We start from the raw sequence: 20,895 nt of genomic DNA, 5'->3' as shown, positions 1-20,895 counted from the left end.
GCGGGCTTGGCCCGGCCACTGGTGGTGTCCCCCGTGGGGGAAGGCGCGAAGGGACTCAGGGGGACAGGTCATGCCGCGGCTCAGGGGGTCACACCACTTTCCTCATGGTGCACATGATCTCGGCCTCGGCCGCCACCTCGCCGTCCACGTCGGCATGGCACTTGAACTTATAGATGCCGCCGCGCGAGCGGTCCATGGCGGCGTGCAGCACCAGCTGGTCGCCCGGCTCCACCGGCCGCTTGAAGCGCGCGCCGTCGATGCCGACGAAGTAGAACACCGACTCGTCGTCGAGCGCGATGCCCTCGGTCTCGAACGACAGCAGTGCGCACGACTGGGCCAGCGCCTCCAGGATCAGCACGCCGGGAAACACCGGGCGCTTGGGAAAGTGGCCGGTGAAGCAGGGCTCGTTCACCGTCACGTTCTTGATCGCGCGGATGGTCTTGGCCTGCAGGTCGATGTCCAGCACGCGGTCGACCAGCAAGAAGGGGTAGCGGTGCGGCAGCTTGGTCAGGATGTGATAGATGTCCATCATGGCATTTTGCTCATCAATTGATAGCTGTCAACGCCTGTACCACGGCGCCTGACGGCCGATTTCATTCTTGATCCTGCTCGGGCAGCATCTGCTCGAGGTGCTTGATGCGGTCGCGCAGGCGATGGATCTGCTTGAGCGTGGCCGCGTTCTTTTCCCACTCGCGATTCTCGGCGATGGGGAAGAAGCCGGTGTAATGCCCCGGCTTGAGGATGGAGCGGGTGACGAACGAGGCCGCCGACACATGCACGTGGTCGGCGATGGTCAGGTGACCGGCGATCATGCCCGCGCCGCCCACCGTGCAGTAGGCGCCGATGCGTGCGCTGCCGGCCACGCCCACGCAACCGGCCATGGCCGTGTGCTGGCCGATGTGGCAGTTGTGGCCGATCTGGATCAGGTTGTCGAGCTTGACGCCGTCCTCGATCACGGTGTCGTCGAGCGCGCCGCGGTCGATGCAGGTGTTGGCGCCGATCTCCACGTCGTCGCCGATGCGCACGGCGCCGAGCTGCTCGATCTTCTCCCAGGCACCCTCATGCGGCGCGAAGCCGAAGCCGTCGCCGCCGATCACGGCGCCGCTCTGGATGACACAGCGCGCGCCGATCACGCAGTCCTCGCCGATGGTCACGCGCTCCTTGACCAGGGTGTCTTCGCCGATGCGCGCACCGCGCCCGACGAAGCACAGCGCGCCCACGCTGGCCGTGGGATGCACGAAGGCGCCCTCCTGGACCACCGCGCTGGGGTGCACGCCGCGCCGCGCCGCGCCGCCGTGCAGGCGCTTCCACATCTGCGTGACGCGGGCGAAGTACAGGTGCGGGTTGTCGGCCACGATGCAGTCGCCGCGGGCGCGGGCGGCCTCGGCCATGGCGGCGCCGACGATCACGCAGCCGGCCTGGCTGCCGGCCAGCACCTGGGTGAGCCGGGGGTTGACGAGGAAGCTCAGCTCGGACGGCTGCGCGCTTTCCAGCGGCGCCAGCCGGGTGATGAGGCGATCGGCATCGCCAAACAGTTCGCCGCCCAAGGCCTGGACGATGGCTCCGGTTCTCAGTGTCACGTCGCGTGCCTCAGGACAGTCCGATGCCGGGCAGGGTGCCCGGCCGCCGCGCTCACTTGCCGGCGTTCAGCGCCTTGATCACCTTGTCGGTGATGTCGAGCCGCGGGTTGACGTACACGGCTTCCTGCAGGATGACGTCGTACTTCTCGGCCTCGGCCACCTGCTTGACGACGCGGTTGGCGCGGTCGAGGATGTGCTGCAGTTCTTCCTGCTTGCGCGCGTTCAGGTCTTCCTGGAATTCGCGGCGCTTGCGCTGGAACTCGCGATCCTGCTCCAGCAGCTGGCGCTGGCGCGTGTTGCGCTGGCTTTCGCTCATGGTCGGCGCCTCGCGCTCGAAGCGCTCGGAGGCGGTCTTCAGCGCCAGGCCGGCGTCGTCGATCTCCTTCTCGCGGCGCGAGAACTCCTGCTCCAGCTTGGTCTGCGCGGCCTTGGCGGGCGCGGCCTCGCGCAGCATGCGGTCGGTGTTGACGAAGCCGATGCGCGCGGCATCCTGCGCCTGCACCGATGGTGCCAACATGACCGCCCCGGCCCACAGGGCCAGCCACAGGCTGCGAGAAAGATACTGCTTCAAAACGAGGTTCCGATCTGGAATTGGAAACGCTGGATTCTATCGCCCGGGCGCTTGCGCAGGGGCACCGCGAAGGCAAAGCGCAGCGGACCCAGGGCGAAATCCAGCTCAGGCCGACACCGGTGGAATAGCGCAGCGCATCGCCGCTGATCTTCTCGCCTTCGCCGTACAGCGCGCCGGCGTCGACAAAGCCGAACAGGCGCAGCGTGCGGTCGTTGCCGGCGCCGGGGAAGGGCATGATGAGCTCGGTGTTCAGCGTGACCTTGCGCGTGCCGCCGATGTAGGCGCCGGTCACGTCGCGCGGGCCCAGGGTGGACTGTTCGTAGCCGCGCACCGAACCCAGACCGCCGGAGTAGAAGTTCTTGAACACCGGGAACGGCCGCCCGCTCAGGCCCTTGCCCCAGCCCAGCTCGCCGTTGAAGGCCAGCGTGTAGAACTTGTTGAGCGGCATGTACTGCTGGTACTGGTAGTTGGCCTTGACGTAGCGCGCATCGCCGAACAGGCCCAGCTCGCCCAGCAGGCGCTGGTAGCGGCCCGAGTTGGGCGCCAGCGCGCTGTCGCGCGAATCGCGCGACCAGCCCAGCGTGAACGGGAAGGCCGAGCTGGTGTAGCCGAAACGCTCGGCGTAATCCAGGTAGGCCGCGGGAATGTTGGTGCCGGGCTTGATGCGCGTGCGCTCGGCGTTCATGCCCAGGTAAACGGTGTCCAGCTCGGTGACGGGCACACCGAACTTCAGGCCCGCGCCCATGGTGATCAGCGTGTAATTGCCGCCCTGGTCCTGGTACGGCTTCTGGGTGCGGTAGTACACGTCCACCGTGCGCGACACGCCGTTGGCGGTGAAGTACGGGTCGGTGGCGCTGACCACCACGGTGCGGTTGTACTTGCCGGTGTTCAGCTGCAGATCGAGCTTGTTGCCGGAGCCGAAGGCGTTGTCCTGCGTCAGGCCGAAGGTGAAGGCCAGCTTCTCGGCCGACGAATAGCCGGCGCCGATGGTGACGTTGCCGGTGGGCTTTTCCTTCACGTCGACGTTCAGGTCGACCTGGTCGGGCGCGCCCGGCACCTCGGCCGTGGTCACCGACAGCTCGGTGAAGTAGCCCAGGCGGTCGACGCGGTCGCGCGACAGGCGGATCTTCTCGGCGTCGTACCAGCTCGATTCGAACTGGCGGAATTCGCGCCGGATGACTTCGTCGCGCGTGCGCGTGTTGCCCTGGATGTTGATGCGGCGTACGTAGGCGCGGCGCGACGGCTCGGCCTTGATGACGATGGCCACACGGTTGTTGACGCGGTCGACCTCGGGCACGGCCTCGACGTGGGCGAAGGCGAAGCCGTAGTTGCCGAAGTGCTCGGTGAAGGCCTGCGTGGTCTCGGCCACCAGGTCGGCGTTGTAGGCCTCGCCCGGCTTGATCTTGATGAGCGACTTGAACTCGTCGTCGCGCTCGAGGAAGTTGCCGTCCAGCGACACGCCGGAGACCACGAAGCGGTCGCCCTCGGTGACGTTGACGGTGACGCTGATCGATTCCTTGTCCGGCGCCATGGCGACCTGGGTGGAGTCGATCTTGAAGTCGAGGTAGCCGCGTGCCAGGTAGAACGAGCGCAGCGCCTCAAGTCGGCGTTGAGCTTGGCGCGCGAGTACTGGTCGCTCTTGGTGTACCACGACATCCAGTTGCCGGTGTCGAGGTCAAACAGGTCCTTCAGCCGCTTGTCCGAGAACGCCTGGTTGCCGACGATGTCGATGTCCTTGATGCGCGCGGGCCGGCCTTCGGTGACGTTGAAGGTCAGGCGCACCTGGTTGCGCTCGGACGGCGTGACGGTGGTCTGCACCTCGGCCCCGTACAGGCTGCGGTTGATGTACTGGCGCTTCAGCTCCTGCTCGGCGCGGTCGGCCAGGGCACGGTCATACGGCCGGCCGGCGGCCAGGCCGGCATCGCGCAGCACGCCCTGCAGCACTTCGTTGCTGAACTCGCGGTTGCCGGCGAATTCGACCGAGGCCACGGTGGGCCGCTCCTGCACGATGACCACCAGCACGTCGCCCTGCACCTCCAGACGCACGTCGTTGAACAGGCCCAGGCCGAACAGCGAGCGGATGGCGGCGGCGCCCTTCTCGTCGTTGTAGGTCTCGCCCACGCGCACCGGCAGCGAGGCGAAGACGGTGCCCGGCTCCACGCGCTGCAGGCCTTCGACGCGGATGTCGCGCACGGTGAACGGGTCGATCGCCCAGGCCAGTTGCGTGGCGAACGCCATGGCCACCAGCGAAGTCACGGACCGCAGGCGGAATCGTTGAGCGATGGATTTCATGAATGCTTCGAGAGGACGGCGGCCGCGCGAGGCCGGTAGGATGGTTCGGTTCGATCAGCCCAGGCGAGCAACGACGTCGTTGTACATCGCGATGGCCATCATGGCCAGCAGCAAGGACATGCCCACGTATTGCAGGCGCTCCAGCCACACACCGGTGACGGGTTTGCCCGTCACGGCCTCCCAAAGATAATACATCAGGTGCCCCCATCGAGGACCGGCACCGGCAGCAGGTTCAGGATGCCCAGGCTGACGCTGATGAAGGCCAAAAAGCCGAGGTAATAGGTCAGCCCCAGCGCCGCCGACTTGCCCGCGTAATCGGCGATGGCGATGGGCCCGCTGAGGTTCTTCAGCGACAGCTCGCCCATCAGCATGCGGCCCAGCAGCTTGAGCGACAGGGCCGAGACCTCCCACACCCGCACCGCGCCCGACCACAGGCCGTCCAGCGGCCCCTGGCGCACCTTCACCATCTCGGGAGGCCGCCCACGTAGGCGCCGATGCGGCCCACGCGCTGGCCCTTGTCGTCCTGCGCCTCGGGCTGCACCTGCAGCGTCAGGCTGCGGCCGTCGCGCTCGATCTGCCAGTCCGTGGCGGGCGGCGCGCCGTCGGCCGCCGAGGCGCGGATCAGCTCGCGCAGTTGCTGGCCGTCCTGCACCGGCGCGTTGCCGACGCGGCGCACCACGTCGCCGGGCTGCAGGCCGGCGCGCTGCGCGGCGCCGCCGTCCATCACCTCGCCCATGGTGGGCGTGGTGAGGGGTGAGACGATGCCGATGGCGCGGAACAGCCGCGCATCGGGGTCGCGCAGCTTCAGGCTCGACAGCGGCAGCGTCAGCTCGCGGCCGCGGCCATCGGTGCGCGCCACTTCCAGCACCACGTCCTGCCCGTCGAGCGCGCCGCGCGTCAGCACCCAGCGCAGCGATTCGAACGAGGCGACGGGCTTCAGCTCATCCCCGGCCAGCGCCGCCTGGCGCACGGTTTCGCCGCCCTGCAGACCGGCCTGCGCGGCCAGCGAGCCAGCGACCGGCGGCGACAGGATGGCGCGCGGCTCGTTCACGCCGATCCAGTTGACCAGCGCGTACAGCAGCACCGCCAGGATCAGGTTGGCCGCCGGCCCGGCGGCGACGATGAGGGCGCGCGACTTCAGCGGCTGGGTGTTGAAGGCCAGGTGCCGCTCTTCTGCCGCCACGGGCGCCTCGCGCTCGTCCAGCATCTTCACGTAGCCGCCGAAGGGGATGGCGCCGATGACGAATTCGGTGTCCTGGCCGGGGCGCTGGTTCTTCGGCTTGAAGCGCGCGATCTGCTTGCCGAAGCCGACCGAAAAACGCAGCACCTTGACGCCGCGCGCTACGGCCATGCGGTAGTGGCCCCACTCATGCACGGCGATCAGCAGGCCGAGGGCGACGATGAAGGCAATCAGTGTCAACAGCATGGGGCGTATTGTCCGTGTTGGCGGGGAAAAGTTCAGTGCGCGGGCGGGCGGTACGTTGAAGATTCGGCAGGAACATCAAAAAACATAGCTGCTTGCCCCCGTCACACAATGATTTCAGATCGTTTCGGCTTGAAATGATTGACTGGCCTGCGCTGCCCACTATCAATATTGGAGTTCGGTCTTGTGGGAGCGGACTTGCCCGCGATGCAGGAGGCAGCGGTGAGAAGGTGCCGTATCGCGGGCAAGCCCGCTCCTGCAAGGATGCTCAAACCGCCAGCAGGCGCACCGTGGCCAGCGCGGCGGCGCGCGCGCGGGCGTCCAGGTCGAGCAGCGCCTCCAGCCCGTCGGGTGCGTTCGGCTGCACCTCGTCCAGCGTGGCACGGTTGACGGCGTGGATCTGGTCGAAGCGGATCTGCCGCTCCAGGAAGGCCGCCACGGCCACCTCGTTGGCCGCGTTCAGCACGGCGCAACTGCCCGATTCGCCGCGCAGCGATTCCCAGGCCAGCGCCAGGCCGGGGTAGCGCTCGCGGTGGCCGTCGCCGTCGATGGGCTCGAAGGTCAGGTTCTGCAAGTTGCGAAAGTCGAGCGCGCCGGCGCCGCTTTCGATGCGCTCGGGCCACGACAGGCCGTAGGCGATGGGCACGCGCATGTCGGGCGTGCCCAGCTGCGCGACGACCGAGGTGTCGCGGTACTGCACCATCGAGTGGATCACGCTCTGCGGGTGGATCACCACGTCGAGCTGATCGGGCGACACGCCGAACAGGTAGCGCGCCTCGATCACCTCCAGCGCCTTGTTCATCATGGTGGCCGAGTCGACCGAGATCTTGCGGCCCATCACCCAGTTGGGGTGGGCGCAGGCCTGTTCGGGCGTGACCTCGCACAGGCTGGCCGGCGCGCGGGTGCGAAACGGCCCGCCCGAGGCGGTGAGGATGATCTTGTCGATGCGCTGGCCCCAGGTGGCCGGATCGTCGGGCAGCGACTGGAAGATGGCGGAATGCTCGCTGTCGATGGGCAGCAGCGCGGCGCCGCCCTCGCGCACGGCGCGCAGGAACACCTCGCCGCCGACCACCAGCGCCTCCTTGTTGGCCAGCAGCAGCCGCTTGCCGGCGCGCGCCGCAGCCAGGCACGGCGCTAGGCCGGCGGCGCCGACGATGGCGGCCATGACGGTGTCGACCTCGCCCGAAGATGCTACTTTTTCAAGAGCATCTGGCGCTTGATCCACCTGCGTCGGAAGGCCTTTTTGCTTTATTTTCTCGGCCAGTTCGGCGGCGTGCGGCGCGCTCGCCATCACCGCCACGCGCGGGCGGAACTGCTCGCACTGCGCCAGCATGGCGTCGACCTGGGTGGCCGCCGTCAGCGCGACCACCTCGAAGCGGTCCGGGTGGCGCGCCACCACATCGAGCGTGTTGCCGCCAATCGACCCGGTGCTGCCCAGCACCGCCAGGCGCTGCTTCTTCATGCGCCCTGCCCCAGCGTGACCAGCATCATCGCCAGCGGCAGCGTGGGCAGCAGCGCGTCGATGCGATCCAGCACGCCGCCGTGACCGGGCAGCAGGTTGCTCGAATCCTTCATGCCCGCGCTGCGCTTGACCAGCGATTCGAACAGGTCGCCCACCACGCTCATGGCAGACAGAAACACCGCACCCAGCACCAACAGCATGGCGCCGGACTCATACAGCCGGGTGTACAGGCTGGCAGCGCCCGTCTGGTAAGCGCTGTCAAGGCATACCCACCCTATCGCCACCAACAGCACGCCCAGCATGCCGCCCCACACGCCTTCCCAGCTCTTGCCGGGGCTGATGGCCGGCGCCAGCTTGCGGCCGCCCGTCAGCTTGCCGCCCAGCGCGCGACCGAAGAAGTAGGCAAAGATGTCGGCCGCCCACACCAGCACCATCACCGACAGCAGAAAGTTGACGCCGATGCGCCGCGCCTGCGCCATCGCCAGCCAGGCCACGCACAGTGCACTGATGCCGATGACCCAACGCAACACCAGCGGCAGCTGCGGCCAACCCGCCACACCGCGCCGCAGCACCACGGCACCGCCCAGCACCCAGGCCAGCGCGACAGCGATCCACAGCAGGGGCAGCGGCCGCTCGACCGCGCCGCCCCACCACAGGGCCACGCACACGGCCAGGCAGGCCGCGCCGGTGGCGATGGCGGCGCCGCCTTTCAGACCATTCAGCCGCGCCCACTCCCACGCCGCGGCGGCAATCAGCACCAGCGACAGCGCAATGAACGGCACGGGCGTGGACGCGAATAGCGCCGGCAGCAGGATGGCCAGCAGCACCAGCGCGGTGATGACACGTTGCAGCAGCATGGTCCGGCTCCCCTCGTCAGCCCGTGGCCTGCTGCGCGACCTGCTCGGAGGTCTTGCCGAAGCGGCGCTCGCGCTCGGCGAACGCGGCCATGGCTTCGTCCAGCGCGGCTTCGTCGAAGTCGGGCCACAGCCGGTCGCTGAAATACAGCTCGCTGTAGGCGCATTGCCACAGCAGGAAGTTGCTGATGCGCTGCTCGCCGCCGGTGCGGATCAGCAGGTCGGGGTCGGGCACGTGGGCCAGCGCCATGGCGCGGCCCAGCGCCGCTTCGGTGATCGGCTCGCCACGCGCGGCCAGCCTGGCGGCCGCCTGCGCGATGTCCCAGCGGCCACCGTAGTTGAAGCACACGTTCAGCACCATGCGGGCATTGTCGGCGGTCTGGCCTTCCGCCTGCGTCAGGCCTTGCCGCATGCGCTCGGACAGCGATTGCCGGTCACCGACGAAATACAGGCGGATGCCGCTCTTCTTTAGCTCGGGCACTTCGCGCGTCAGCGCCTTGCCCATCAGCTCCATCAGGCCGCTGACCTCGTCCTCCGGCCGGTTCCAGTTCTCGGACGAGAAGGCGAACACGGTGAGCACCTTCACACCGCGCTCGGCGCAGGCGCGGATGCAGCGGCGCAGCGACTCGACCCCTGCCGATGGCCGGCCACGCGCGGCAGCAGGCGGCGCCGGGCCCAGCGGCCGTTGCCGTCCATCACGATGGCGATGTGGTGAGGTACAGCGCTGAAAGAAGCTTGTGCCATGCGCGCGGGTGTGAACGAATCAAAGGGCTGCCAAGCCAGCCCGTTCCAGAGGCCGCGGAGCAGGCCATCCCAGAACGCCGTGGCCGGGGTGCCCCGGCCACCAGCGTAGTCCCCTGGGGGAGGCGCGCAGCGCCTCGGGGAGCATCACACCTCCATGATGTCCTTTTCCTTGGACGCCACCAGCGCATCGATCTCGGCGATGTGCTTGTCGGTGACCTTCTGGACATCGGCCTCGGTGCGCTTCTGGTCGTCCTCGGTGGCTTCCTTGTCCTTGACCAGCTTCTTCACCGCCTCGTTGGCGTCGCGGCGCAGGTTGCGGATGGCGATCTTGGCGTTCTCGCCCTCGGAGCGCACGATCTTGGTCATCTCCTTGCGGCGTTCCTCGCTCATCGGCGGCATCGGCACGCGGATCAAATCGCCCATGCTGGCGGGGTTCAGGCCCAGGTCGCTCTCGCGGATGGCCTTCTCGATCTTGGCCCCCATGCCCTTTTCCCACGGCTGCACGCTGATGGTGCGCGCATCCAGCAGCGACACGTTGGCCACCTGCGACAGCGGCACATGGTTGCCGTAGTACTCGACGTGGATGGTGTCCAGCAGCGCGGGGTTGGCGCGGCCGGTGCGGATCTTGGTGAGGTTGTTCTTGAACGCGGCAATGGACTGGTCCATCTTGACCTGGGCGTTCTGCTTGATGTCGGCAATGGTCATATCGGTCTCTCCAGAGGTCGATTATTGCGCCACGCTGACGGGCGCGCGAAGAGGGCCGCGGCGCCTGGGCGCGCGGCGGCTGCAACGGTGCTCAGGCGTGCACCAGCGTGCCTTCGTCGGCACCCAGCACCACGCTTTTCAGCGCGCCGGGCTTGAAGATCGAGAACACCTTGATCGGCAGTTTCTGGTCGCGGCACAGGGCGAACGCCGTGGCATCCATGATGCCCAGATTGCGCGTCATCGCCTCGTCGAAGCTCAGTTCGGCGTAGCGCGTGGCCTTGGGGTCTTTCTTGGGATCGGCGGTGTACACGCCATCCACCTTGGTGGCCTTGAGCACCAGTTCGGCGCCGATCTCGGCCCCGCGCAGCGCGGCGGCGGTGTCGGTGGTGAAGAAAGGATTGCCGGTGCCTGCGGCGAACACCACCACCTTGCCTTCTTCCAGGTACTGCAGCGCCTTGGGGCGCACGTAGGGTTCGACCACCTGCTCGATGCCGATGGCGCTCATCACGCGCGCCGTCAGGCCCTGATGGTTCATGGCGTCGGCCAGCGCCAGCGCGTTCATCACGGTGGCCAGCATGCCCATGTAGTCGGCGGTGGCGCGGTCCATGCCCTCGGAGCCGCCGGCCACGCCGCGGAAGATGTTGCCGCCGCCGATCACCACCGCCACCTCGACACCCATGCGCGTCACCTCGGCGATCTCGCCCACGATGCGCTCGATGGTGGGACGGTTGATGCCGAAGGCATCGTCGCCCATCAGGGCTTCACCGGAGAGCTTGAGCAGGATGCGCTTGTGGGCGGGTTTGGCTTTGGTCATTGGCGAAGGCTCCGGGATGGCGGCGGGCAAGAGTCTACAGGTTGGATTCACGAAGGGCCGCGGAGCAGGCCAAGTCAGCGGACGCCATGCCCGGACCTGCGCCGGGCATCGGCGTTGCCCCCTCACCCAGTGAGAGGGGAAGCGGCGTCAGCCGCTCAGGGGTGTCAGGCGTTCTTGGCCGCGGCCACCTGGGCGGCCACTTCGGCGGCGAAATCGTCCACCTTCTTCTCGATGCCCTCGCCCACCACGTACAGCGTGAAGCCGGTCACCTGGGTGGCCTTTTCCTTCAGCATCTGCTCGACGGACTGCTTGTCGTTCTTCACGAAGGGCTGGTTGAACAGCGACACTTCCTTCAGGTACTTCTGCACCGATCCTTCCACCATCTTGGCGGCGATGTCGGCCGGCTTGCCCGATTCCTGCGCCTTGGCGGCGGCCACGCTGCGCTCTTTCTCGATCAGCTCGGCCGGCACGTCGCTGCTGGCCAGCGCCACGGGCTTCATGGCGGCCACGTGCATGGCGACATCCTTGGCGGCGGTCTCGTCGCCGGCGTACTCGACCAGCACGCCGATGCGCGTGCCGTGCACATAGCTGGCGATCTTGCTGCCCGACTTGCGCACGAAGCGGCGGAAGCTCATGTTCTCGCCGATCTTGCCGATCAGGCCGACGCGCACGTCTTCCAGCGTGGGGCCGTAGCCGTCCTGCTCGTAGGGCAGCGCGCCCAGGGCAGCGACGTCGGCGGGGTTCTGCTCGGCCACCAGCTTGGCGGCGGCGGCGGCCATGTTCAGGAACATGTCGTTCTTGGTCACGAAGTCGGTTTCGCAGTTGACTTCGATCATGGCGCCGGTGTCGCCGGCCACGTGGGCGGCGATCACGCCCTCGGCCGTCACGCGGCTGGCGGCCTTGCCGGCCTTGGTGCCCAGCTTGACGCGCAGCAGCTCCTCGGCCTTGGCCATGTCGCCGTCGGCCTCGGTCAGGGCTTTCTTGCACTCCATCATGGGGGCGTCGGTCTTGGCGCGCAGTTCGGCGACCATGCTTGCGGTGATTGCTGCCATGTGTTTACTCCAGTGGTCCTTGGGTGCGGGCCCGGCCGTCGTGGCCGGGCTCATCAAGATGAAACATTAAAAAAGGGGCCATGACGCCCCTTTGCCTGCGGCCGCGATGGCGCGGCGCACGCGGTCGTCAGGCGGCGTTTTCGTCCTCGACCTCTACGAACTCGTCGTCGCCTTCGGCGGCCTGCACGGCCTTCACGACGTCGTTGACGGCGTTGGCCTTGCCTTCCAGCACGGCGTCGGCCATGCCACGGGCGTACAGCGTCACGGCCTTGGCGGAGTCGTCGTTGCCGGGGATCACGTAGTCGATGCCGTCCGGGTTGTGGTTGGAGTCGACCACGCCGATCAGCGGGATGCCCAGTTTCTTGGCTTCCGACACGGCAATCTTGTGGTAGCCCACGTCGATCATGAAGATGGCGTCGGGCAGCGCGGTCATGTCCTGGATGCCGCCGATGTCCTTCTCCAGCTTTTCCATCTCGCGGGTGAACATGAGCTGCTCTTTCTTGCTCATGCTTTCCAGGCCGGCTTCCTGCTGGGCCTTCATGTCCTTCAGGCGCTTGATGGAGGTCTTGACGGTCTTGAAGTTGGTCAGCATGCCGCCCAGCCAGCGCTGCTCGACGTAGGGCATGCCGCAGCGGCGGGCTTCCTCGGCCACGATCTCGCGCGCCTGACGCTTGGTGCCGACGAACAGGATGGTGCCGCGGTTGGCGGTCAGCTGCTTGGCGTATTTCTGCGCCTCCTGGAACATCGGCAGCGATTTTTCCAGGTTGATGATGTGGATCTTGTTGCGATGGCCGAAGATATACGGGGCCATCTTGGGGTTCCAGAAGCGCGTCTGGTGGCCGAAGTGGACACCGGCTTCCAGCATTTGACGCATGGTCACGGACATGGGTAAAGCCTTTTTCTCGAAGGTTGGGTCTTAAAGCCAGCCCGCTCATCGCCGCCTGAACGCCTGTGAAAAGGCCGGCGGCAACACCTCGTGGGGCTGGTTTGCGATTTGTTCCGCGCCGTGCGGGCACCCGGCCAGCGGGTCGGCAACGCAAAACCTGCGGATTATAGCAGTGCGCCCCATGCTCGCGGCCGGGCCGATGCCTGGGGTGCAGCGGGCGCGTACGGCACGCGACAGCCCGGCCCCGTAGAATCCGCCGCGCCCTTCCCCTCGTTGCAGTCTTCATGAACATCGCCATCCTCGGCGCCGGCATCATCGGCGTGACCACGGCCTACGAACTGGCGGCCGATGGACACCAGGTGACGGTGTTCGAGCGCCACGCCAGCGTGGCCGAGGGCGCGAGCTTTGCCAACGCCGGCGTGGTGGCGCCCGGCTACGTCACGCCCTGGGCCGCGCCCGGCATGCCGGCCAAGGTGCTGGGCCACCTGCTGGCGCGCCACGCGCCGGTGCGCGTGCGGCGCCCGCTGGCGGCGGCCGACCTGGCCTGGATGCGCCAGTGGCGCGCCGCCTGCGACCCGGCGACCTACGCCGCCAACCGCACGCGCATGCTGCGCCTGGCCTTCTACAGCCGGCATCGCCTGCACGAGGTGGCCGCGCGCATGGCCTACGACTTCGACCGCAGCAGCGGCTACATGGTGCTGCTGCGCGGCGACCGGGACCGGCAGATGGTGCAGCCCGGCCTGGCGCTGCTGCGCGAGCTGGAAGTGCCCTTCCACGAAATCACCGCCGACGAGGCGCGCCAGATCGAGCCGGCGCTGCACCCGCACACGCCGCTGGCCGGCGCCGTGCACCTGCCGCAGGACGAAGTGGGCAATTGCCGCCAATTCGCCGTGATCCTGCGCGACGCGGCCGAGCAGCTGGGCGCGCGTTTCGTGTTCAATACGGCCGTCAGTGCCGTGGATACAGCGCAGACAGCTACGCTTTATATAGCAGGCGAAACGGCACCGCAGCGCTTCGACGCCATCGTGCTGTGCGCCGGCGTGCAGTCGGCGGCGCTGCTGCGACCGCTCGGCCTGCGCCTGCCGTTGCGGCCGGTGTACGGCTATTCGATCAGCGCCCACATCCCCGAGCCGGTGTACGCCCGCGCAGCGGCGTGATGGACGAGCGCTACAAGGTGGCCATCACGCGCATGGGCCAGCGCGTGCGCGTGGCCGGCTCGGCCGAGATCGGCGGCACGCCCGATGCGATGAACGATGCCGCCATCCAGACGCTGTACAAGGTGCTGGCCGACTGGTTTCCGGGCGCGGCGCGGCTGTCCAGCGGCGTGCAGGTGTGGAAGGGCGCGCGGCCCATGCTGCCCGACGGCCCGCCCATCGTCGGCGCCAGCGGCATCCCCAGCCTGTGGCTCAACCTGGGGCACGGCTCCAGCGGCTGGGCGCTGTCGTGCGGCTCGGCCCGCGTGCTGGCCGACCAGATCGCGGGGCGCGCGCCGGAGATCGACACCGAGGGGCTGGACGTGCGGCGGCTGGCAGGTTGATCGTAAAAATATAGCTGCTGGCGCCCTCCAGCAAACGATTTCAGACATTTTTCGCTTGAAACCATTGAAGGGCAAGCGCAAGCCACTATCAATTCATGAGTTCCGCGCCAGCGCGCTGAACCCATAATGGGCCATGCCCCACCTGCTGCCGCTCGACCGCCCCGCCCCGCTGTTCGACCTGGCCGCCACGCGCCGCATCGAGGCCACGGCCCAGGCCGCGCTGCCGCCGCACACGCTGATGCAGCGCGCCGGCCTGGCCACGGCGCGGCTGGCGCTGGCGCTGGCGCCGCATGCGCGCACGGTCTGGATCGCCTGCGGCCCCGGCAACAACGGCGGCGACGGGCTGGAAGCCGCCCTGCACCTGCGCCAGTGGGGCATGAACCCCGTGGTGACGTGGCTGGGCGACGAGGATCGCCTGCCGGCCGACGCCCGCGCCTCGCTGCAACGCGCGCGCGGCGCAGGTCACCTTCACCGACGAACCGCCCGTGCTGGGCGCACAGGACCTGGGCATCGACGCGCTGCTCGGCATCGGCACCACGCGCGCACCGGAGGGGCGCATGGCCGAACTGCTGGCGCAGCTGCATGCCAGCCCGGCCATGCTGCTCACCGTCGACGTGCCCAGCGGCCTGCAGGCCGACAGCGGTATCTGGCCAACCCCGAATACTGCTGATTTCATAGCTGATTGCGCTTGTCCACCAAGCGCTGAAGGCCGATTTGGCTTGAAACCGCCCGGTCACCGCCGGCACACGCTGAGCCTGCTCACCCTGAAGCCCGGCCTGTTCACCGCACAAGGCCGCGACGCCTGCGGCACGCTGTGGTTCGACGACCTGGGCGTGGCGCCCGGCGACGAGCCGCCCACCGCCTGGCTGAACGCCCCACCACCCGCCGCGCCGCGCCGCACGCCAGCCACAAGGGCAGCTTCGGCGACGTGGCCGTGATCGGCGGCGAAACCGACGCCACGCGCGGCACCGCCATGGCCGGCGCCGCGCTGCTGGCGGCCAGCGCCGCACTGCACGGCGGCGCGGGGCGCGTGTACGTTGGCCTGCTGGGCGATGGTGCGCTGGCGCTTGACGTGTCGCAGCCCGAACTGATGTTCCGCCGCCCCGATGCCCTGCCGCTGACCGCCATGACGGTGGTGTGCGGCTGCGGCGGCGGCGAGGCCGTGCGCGGCGTGCTGCCGGCCGTGCTGGCCCAGGCCCCGCGCCTGGTGCTGGATGCCGACGCGCTGAACGCCATCGCGCAGGACCCAGCCCTGCAGGCCGCGCTGACCGGGCGCGCCGCACGCGGCCAGGCCACGGTGCTGACGCCCCACCCGCTGGAAGCCGCGCGCCTGCTGGCCACCGACGCCCGCCAGGTGCAGGCCGACCGGCTGGCCGCCGCTGCGGCGCTGGCGGCACGCTTTCAATGCGTGGCGGTGCTCAAGGGCTCGGGCAGCGTCATCGCAGCGCCGGGCGAAGTGCCGCGCATCAACCCCACCGGCAACGCGCGGCTGGCCACGCCGGGCTCGGGTGACGTGCTGGCGGGCTTGGTCGGCGCCCTGCTGGCGGGCGGACAAGCGGCGTTCAGTGCCGCCTGCGCCGCCGTGCAGCGCCACGGCGCCGTGGCCGATGCCTGGCCCGAAGGCCGCAGCCTGACGGCCAGCGCCTTGGCCGCCCGGCTGGCGCCTTAAGCTCTCAAGTCTTCAGAGCGTGCCGTCGTCGAACGACACCACGTCCTGGCCGGACAGCAGGTGCTCGTACAGCGCCGCGGCCATGTCGGGATTGGGGCCGTCCAGCAGGCGGTCCACCATCTGCGGCACCAGGGCGCGCGGCAGCAGGTCGGCGATCTTGTAGCCCACCCGCAGCGTGCGGCTCCGGTCGCCGGCGCGAAACAACAGCTCCAGCAAGCCGCCTGCATAGGTCAGCACGGCCTCCGGGTCCGTGGTCCTGCTGTAGGCCAACACCAGTTCACGAGCGAGGGTCGTGCCCAGCGACTGGGCCACCACCGTGATGAAATCCCGCGTATGCGTCAGCCGCGTCTGCAGCCGGGCGGATGCGAAATCCGGTGCCGCCTGCAACACACCCGCCGGATGCGGGGTCGGATCGGGCAGACGGCGGACGGCCTGAAGGTAGCCTTGGACGACGAGTTCGTGCAACTCGCGCACCACGGATTCGCCGAACAGCTCGATCAACACCTGCAGCGGGCGCTGTCCGCTGCACATGAGCATGATCTGCCGCTCCCGGGCATTCAGCCCCGGGCCGCGGGCGTTCATCTCCTCCTGCCCGGCCGGGGTCTTGATGTAATAAATGTGCAGCATGCCAACGCGCTCGCCGCACATCGCCTGCGGGTGCCGATGCACCGCATGGCCGTCCGGTCGAGGGCGCAAGAGTGTAGCCGCCAGCAATACGGCCGTCATACCCGAACCTGTACCAAACCCGAGCAATTTACTCGTGCTTGGCCGAGCGGCAGGGGATTCAGCGCCTCGGTTTGCGCGCCTTGCCGTTCTTCTGGACCTTGGTCGCGGCCTTCTTGACAGCGGACTTCAGCGCCTGGATCGGCGAGGGTCGCGCGCCGCGTTCGGCATCGCGCTGCTTGCGCGCGGCGCGCTTGTCCGCCGCCTTGGCGGGCTGCCCGCGCTCGCCGGCCGGCGCCACGCCCTTGTCGCGCATGGCACGCGACAGCAGCTCGTCACCCTCGCGCACCAGGCGGAAGTCGATCTTGCGGCCGTCCAGGTCGACGCGGCTCACCTGCACCCGCACACGGGTGCCCAGGCCATAGCGGATGCCGGTGCGCTCGCCGCGCAGTTCCTGGCGGATTTCGTCAGAGCGGAAGTACTCGCCGCCCAGCTCGGTGATGTGCACCAGCCCTTCGACGTGCAGGTCGTCCAGCGTGACGAACAGGCCGAAGCTGGTGGCCGCACTGACCGTGCCGCCGAACTCCTCGCCCAGGTGCTCCTTCATGTACTTGCACTTGAGCCAGGCCTCGACGTCGCGGCTGGCTTCGTCGGCGCGGCGCTCGTTGGCGCTGCAATGCAGGCCGGCGGCCTCCCAGGCCAGCATCTCGGGCGACTGGCGCCGGAGCTGCGGCGTCTCGTCGTCGCTGCGACGACGCGCCGCGCTGTTCTTCTGCAGGCGCGCCTTCAGCTTCTCGTGCGCCTCGCCCGGCGTGGGCAGCGCCGGCAACTGGTACTTGCGCGCTTCGAGGATCGCCTTGATCACGCGGTGCACCAGCAGATCGGGGTAGCGCCGGATGGGGCTGGTGAAGTGGGTGTACGCGTCATACGCCAGGCCGAAATGGCCGCTGTTGACGGGCGTGTACATGGCTTGGCTCATCGAACGCAGCAGCATCATGTGGATCTGCTCGGCGTCGGGCCGGTCCTTGGTGGCGTCGGCGATGCGCTGGAACTCGCTCGGGTGTGGCGTGTCGCTGATCGACAGGCCCAGCCCCAGCGCCTTCAGGTAGGCGCGCAGGATGTCCTGCTTCTCGGGCGTCGGGCCCTCGTGCACGCGGTACAGGCCGGGCTGCTTGCCCTGCTGAATGAAATCCGCGCTGCACACGTTGGCGGCCAGCATGCATTCCTCGATCAGGCGGTGGGCATCGTTGCGCACGCGCGGCACGATCTTCTCGATGTGGCCCGCCTCGTCGCAGACGATCTGTGTCTCCACGGTGTCGAAGTCGACCGCGCCGCGGGCTGGCGGCCCTTGAGCAGCGCGCGGAACACGTCGTGCAGGTTCAGCAGATCGGGCACCCGATCCTTGCGACGCGCCGCCTCGGGGCCGCGCGTGTTGGCCAGGATGGCCGCCACCTCGGTGTAGGTGAAGCGGGCGTGGCTGAACATCACCGCCGGATAGAACTGGTACGCCACCACCTCGCCCTTGGCATCGACCAGCATGTCGCACACCATGCACAGGCGCTCGACATCGGGGTTGAGCGAGCACAGGCCGTTGCTCAGCTTCTCGGGCAGCATCGGAATCACGCGGCGCGGAAAGTACACGCTGGTGGCGCGGTCGTAGGCGTCCACGTCGATCGGGCTGCCGGTCTTGACGTAGTGGCTCACGTCGGCAATGGCCACCAGCAGGCGCCAGCCATTGGGCTTCTTGCCGCGGCCGCTGACCACCGCCGGCTCGCAGTACACGGCGTCGTCAAAGTCGCGCGCGTCCTCGCCGTCGATGGTGCACAGCGGCATGTCGGTCAGGTCGACACGGCCCTGCCGGTCGGCCGGCTGCACCGTGTCGGGCAGGGCACGCGCCTCACCGATGGCGGCATCGGAAAACTCGTGCGGCACGCCGTACTTGCGCACGGCGATCTCGATCTCCATACCGGGGTCGTCGATCTCGCCCAGCACTTCCTTCACGCGGCCCACGGGCTGGCCGTAGAGCGCGGGCGGTTCGGTCAACTCGACCACCACCACCTGGCCCGTCTTGGCCGCGCCAATAGCGGTCTTGGGGATCAGCACGTCCTGGCCGTAGCGCCGATCCTCGGGCGCCACCAGCCAGATGCCGCCTTCGTGCAACAAGCGCCCGATGATCGGGTGCGGGGACGCTGCACGATCTCGAGCACGCGCCCTTCGGGCCGGCCGCGCCGGTCCTGGCGCACGATGCGCACCTTGACACGGTCGCGGTGCAGCACCGCGCGCATCTCGTTGGCGGGCAGATAAATGTCCGGATCACCATCGTCGCGCACCACGAAACCGTGGCCGTCGCGGTGGCCTTGCACCGTGCCTTCAATTTCATCCAGCAGGCCGCTGGAAAAGTCTGAATTTTGATATAGAATCCTTGCTTTCCTGAAATGCCCAGGTGGCGGAATTGGTAGACGCACTAGTTTCAGGTACTAGCGCTGAGAGGCGTGGAGGTTCGAGTCCTCTCCTGGGCACCAACTAAAACCGCAACACGTTTGAAGATAACAGACGGGTTGCAACGAAAGCCACCTTCGGGTGGCTTTTTGTGGCCCGCAGACGGCACCACCGGGCAGGTTGTTGCCAGCGCGCATCAGATCGGCAAGGCCACCAAATCGTGCCCTTGCGCACCCACGATGCGCGCCCGCGTGAACTCGCCCACCTTCAGCTGCTTGCTGATTTTTCGGGTGGCAGCAGTTGCACCACGCCATCGATCTCGGGTGCATCGGCGTAACTGCGCCCCACCCCGCCGCGTCGGCCCATGGCGGGCGCCGCATCGACCAGCACCCGCATCGTCGTCCCGATGCGCTCGCGCAGCTTGGCGGTCGACACCTCCTCGGCCACGGCCATGAATCGGGCGCGGCGCTCTTCGCGCACTTCGGCGGGCAGCATGCCGGGCAGATCGTTGGCAGCGGCGCCTTCGACCGGCGAGTAGGCAAAGCAACCCGCGCGGTCGATGCGTGCTTCACGCATGAAGTCGAGCAGGTGCTCGAACTCTTCTTCCGTCTCGCCCGGAAACCCGGCGATGAAGGTGGAGCGGATGACCAGATCGGGACACATCTCGCGCCAGCGCGCGATGCGCTCCAGATTCTTCTCGCCGCTGGCTGGGCGCTTCATGCGCCGCAGCACATCGGGATGGCTGTGCTGCAACGGCACGTCCAGATAAGGCAATACCTTGCCTTCGGCCATCAGCGGCAGGATGTCATCGACATGTGGGTACGGGTAAACGTAATGCAAGCGCACCCACGCGTCGTGCGGCGCGGCCAGTTCGCCCAGCGCCTGCACCAGCTCCAGCAGCCGCGTCTTCACCGGGCGCCCGTCCCAGAAGCCGGTGCGGTACTTCACATCGACGCCGTAGGCCGAGGTGTCCTGGCTGATGACCAGTAGCTCCTTCACGCCGCCTTCGAACAGCGCGCGCGCCTCCTTCAGCACATCGCCGATCGGGCGGCTCACCAGGTCGCCGCGCATCGACGGAATGATGCAGAAGGTGCAGCGGTGGTTGCAGCCTTCGCTGATCTTCAGGTAGGCGTAGTGGCGCGGCGTCAGCTTCAGCCCCGCCTCGCCGAAGGCGCCCGGCACCAGGTCGAGGAACGGGTCGTGCGGTTTCGGCAGGTGCTGGTGCACCGCGTCCATCACCTCCTGCGTGGCATGCGGGCCGGTGACGGCCAGCACCGACGGTGCAGGTGCTTGATCAGGTTTTCCGAATCATTTTGGCCTTCAGCGCCCGTCCCACCTGCGCCAGCAGCTATGGTTTTTGCACCAAGACAGCCGGTGACGATGACCTTGCCATTGACCGACAGCGCCTCGCCGATGGTGTCCAGGCTTTCCTTCACGGCCTCGTCGATGAAGCCGCAGGTGTTGACGATGACGAGGTCGGCGCCCTCGAAGGTCTTGCTGGTCGCATAGCCCTCGGCCGAGAGCTGCGTCAGGATCAGTTCCGAATCGGTCAGCGCCTTCGGGCAGCCCAGCGACACGAAGCCGATGCGCGGCGCGGGCATGTTGGTTTCACTCATGCCGCAATTGTCGCAGCCCGGCGCCGGTCAGCGCTTGATGCCGAACGCCCCCAGCATCTGCTCGGTCTGCCGGGTCATTTGCTCCTGCATCTGCAGAAACATGGTCTTCGACTGCTCCAGGTAGTTGCCCATCATGCCCTGCATCATGGGCGACTGCATGCTCATGAATTGCGCCCAGCTCTCCGGCGACAGACCCGTGGACTGTTCGGCCAGCTTGGCCTGGATTTCGATGAAGGCCTGGATGTTCTTCTCCAGGTACGTCCCCATGAAGCCCTGCAGTGCATGGCCGTAGAAGCGGATGATGTGCGCCAGCACCGCCTCGGTGAACATCGGCGCGCCGCCGGCCTCTTCTTCCAGAATGATCTGCAGCAGGATGCTGCGCGTGAGGTCTTCGCCGCTCTTGGCATCGCGCACCACGAACGCCTCGTGCGCCATCACCAGTTCACGCACCTGCGCCAGCGTGATGTAGGACGAGCTGCTGGTGTCGTACAGCCGCCGGTTGGGGTATTTCTTGATCACCCGCGCATCGCTGGCTGGCGACGTCGCAGGTGCCTTGGCGGTGGACGCTGAAGCTCTGGATCGGCTCAT

Annotated in this window: 12 protein-coding genes, 1 tRNA gene and 6 pseudogenes; 3 read left to right on the top strand and 16 right to left on the bottom strand. The window is 67.9% G+C overall.

The window, feature by feature from the left end:
• Positions 1-88 precede the first annotated feature (88 nt).
• The 12 genes and pseudogenes from fabZ to rpsB form a co-directional block, all read right to left on the bottom strand.
• On the bottom strand, positions 89-532 hold the full coding sequence (fabZ, locus tag H0I39_RS14395) for a 3-hydroxyacyl-ACP dehydratase FabZ (protein ID WP_180550965.1): 444 nt from the start codon (positions 530-532) through the stop codon (positions 89-91).
• 61 nt (positions 533-593) lie between these two features.
• Positions 594-1,580 carry a UDP-3-O-(3-hydroxymyristoyl)glucosamine N-acyltransferase gene (lpxD, locus tag H0I39_RS14390; RefSeq protein WP_180550964.1) on the bottom strand — a complete coding sequence of 329 codons (987 nt, stop codon included), beginning with the start codon at positions 1,578-1,580 and terminating at the stop codon, positions 594-596.
• A gap of 52 nt (positions 1,581-1,632) precedes the next feature.
• Complete coding sequence (locus tag H0I39_RS14385) at positions 1,633-2,097, bottom strand: OmpH/Skp family outer membrane protein (protein ID WP_180550963.1); 465 nt, start codon at positions 2,095-2,097, stop codon at positions 1,633-1,635.
• Between the two features lie 50 nt (positions 2,098-2,147).
• Positions 2,148-4,443 (bottom strand): annotated as a pseudogene (gene bamA, locus H0I39_RS14380) (outer membrane protein assembly factor BamA).
• A gap of 54 nt (positions 4,444-4,497) precedes the next feature.
• Positions 4,498-5,869 (bottom strand): annotated as a pseudogene (rseP, locus tag H0I39_RS14375) (RIP metalloprotease RseP).
• Between the two features lie 265 nt (positions 5,870-6,134).
• A complete protein-coding gene (locus H0I39_RS14370) occupies positions 6,135-7,328 on the bottom strand; it encodes a 1-deoxy-D-xylulose-5-phosphate reductoisomerase (RefSeq protein WP_180550962.1) in 1,194 nt (397 codons plus the stop codon).
• Positions 7,325-8,185 (bottom strand): phosphatidate cytidylyltransferase, encoded by an 861-nt coding sequence (locus H0I39_RS14365; protein ID WP_180550961.1) that lies wholly within the window; start codon positions 8,183-8,185, stop codon positions 7,325-7,327. Before H0I39_RS14365 ends, H0I39_RS14370 begins: the two co-directional genes overlap by 4 nt.
• 16 nt (positions 8,186-8,201) lie before the next feature.
• Positions 8,202-8,861 carry a polyprenyl diphosphate synthase gene (gene uppS / locus H0I39_RS14360; protein WP_257646171.1) on the bottom strand — a complete coding sequence of 220 codons (660 nt, stop codon included), beginning with the start codon at positions 8,859-8,861 and terminating at the stop codon, positions 8,202-8,204.
• 209 nt (positions 8,862-9,070) lie between these two features.
• The gene (frr, locus tag H0I39_RS14355; RefSeq protein WP_180550960.1) at positions 9,071-9,631 is read right to left on the bottom strand and encodes a ribosome recycling factor; all 561 of its coding nucleotides are present in this window, start codon (positions 9,629-9,631) and stop codon (positions 9,071-9,073) included.
• Positions 9,632-9,722: 91 nt separating this feature from the next.
• Positions 9,723-10,445, bottom strand: a complete 723-nt coding sequence (gene pyrH / locus H0I39_RS14350; RefSeq protein ID WP_180550959.1) for a UMP kinase — start codon at positions 10,443-10,445, stop codon at positions 9,723-9,725.
• 164 nt (positions 10,446-10,609) lie between these two features.
• Positions 10,610-11,497: a translation elongation factor Ts gene (gene tsf / locus H0I39_RS14345; protein ID WP_180550958.1), complete on the bottom strand. Its 888-nt coding sequence runs from the start codon at positions 11,495-11,497 to the stop codon at positions 10,610-10,612.
• A gap of 127 nt (positions 11,498-11,624) precedes the next feature.
• Entirely contained in the window at positions 11,625-12,383 is a 759-nt protein-coding gene (gene rpsB / locus H0I39_RS14340) for a 30S ribosomal protein S2 (protein WP_180550957.1), read from the bottom strand.
• 284 nt (positions 12,384-12,667) lie between these two features.
• Between rpsB and H0I39_RS14335 the strand changes: the two are divergent.
• Both H0I39_RS14335 and H0I39_RS14330 read left to right on the top strand, forming a co-directional pair.
• Positions 12,668-13,920, top strand: a pseudogene (locus H0I39_RS14335) (D-amino acid dehydrogenase).
• A gap of 133 nt (positions 13,921-14,053) precedes the next feature.
• Positions 14,054-15,589, top strand: a pseudogene (locus tag H0I39_RS14330) (NAD(P)H-hydrate dehydratase).
• Between the two features lie 12 nt (positions 15,590-15,601).
• Here H0I39_RS14330 and H0I39_RS14325 read toward each other — a convergent pair.
• Positions 15,602-16,315: a hypothetical protein gene (locus H0I39_RS14325; RefSeq protein ID WP_180550956.1), complete on the bottom strand. Its 714-nt coding sequence runs from the start codon at positions 16,313-16,315 to the stop codon at positions 15,602-15,604.
• A 58-nt stretch (positions 16,316-16,373) separates the two neighbouring features.
• Positions 16,374-18,639 (bottom strand): annotated as a pseudogene (gene rnr, locus H0I39_RS14320) (ribonuclease R).
• Between the two features lie 50 nt (positions 18,640-18,689).
• On the opposite strand from rnr, the gene H0I39_RS14315 reads away from it, so the two are divergent.
• A tRNA-Leu gene (locus H0I39_RS14315) sits at positions 18,690-18,774 on the top strand.
• A gap of 113 nt (positions 18,775-18,887) precedes the next feature.
• On the opposite strand, the pseudogene rimO reads toward H0I39_RS14315, so the two are convergent.
• A pseudogene (gene rimO, locus H0I39_RS14310) lies at positions 18,888-20,307 on the bottom strand (30S ribosomal protein S12 methylthiotransferase RimO).
• Between the two features lie 27 nt (positions 20,308-20,334).
• Positions 20,335-20,895, bottom strand: a complete 561-nt coding sequence (gene phaR / locus H0I39_RS14305; RefSeq protein WP_180550955.1) for a polyhydroxyalkanoate synthesis repressor PhaR — start codon at positions 20,893-20,895, stop codon at positions 20,335-20,337.

It is taken from the genome of Ottowia beijingensis (genome assembly GCF_013423955.1).
Classification (GTDB): Bacteria; Pseudomonadota; Gammaproteobacteria; order Burkholderiales; family Burkholderiaceae_C; genus Ottowia; species Ottowia beijingensis.
Note: the sequence above shows the minus strand (reverse complement) of the source record. Positions and strands in the feature narration are given on the sequence as shown.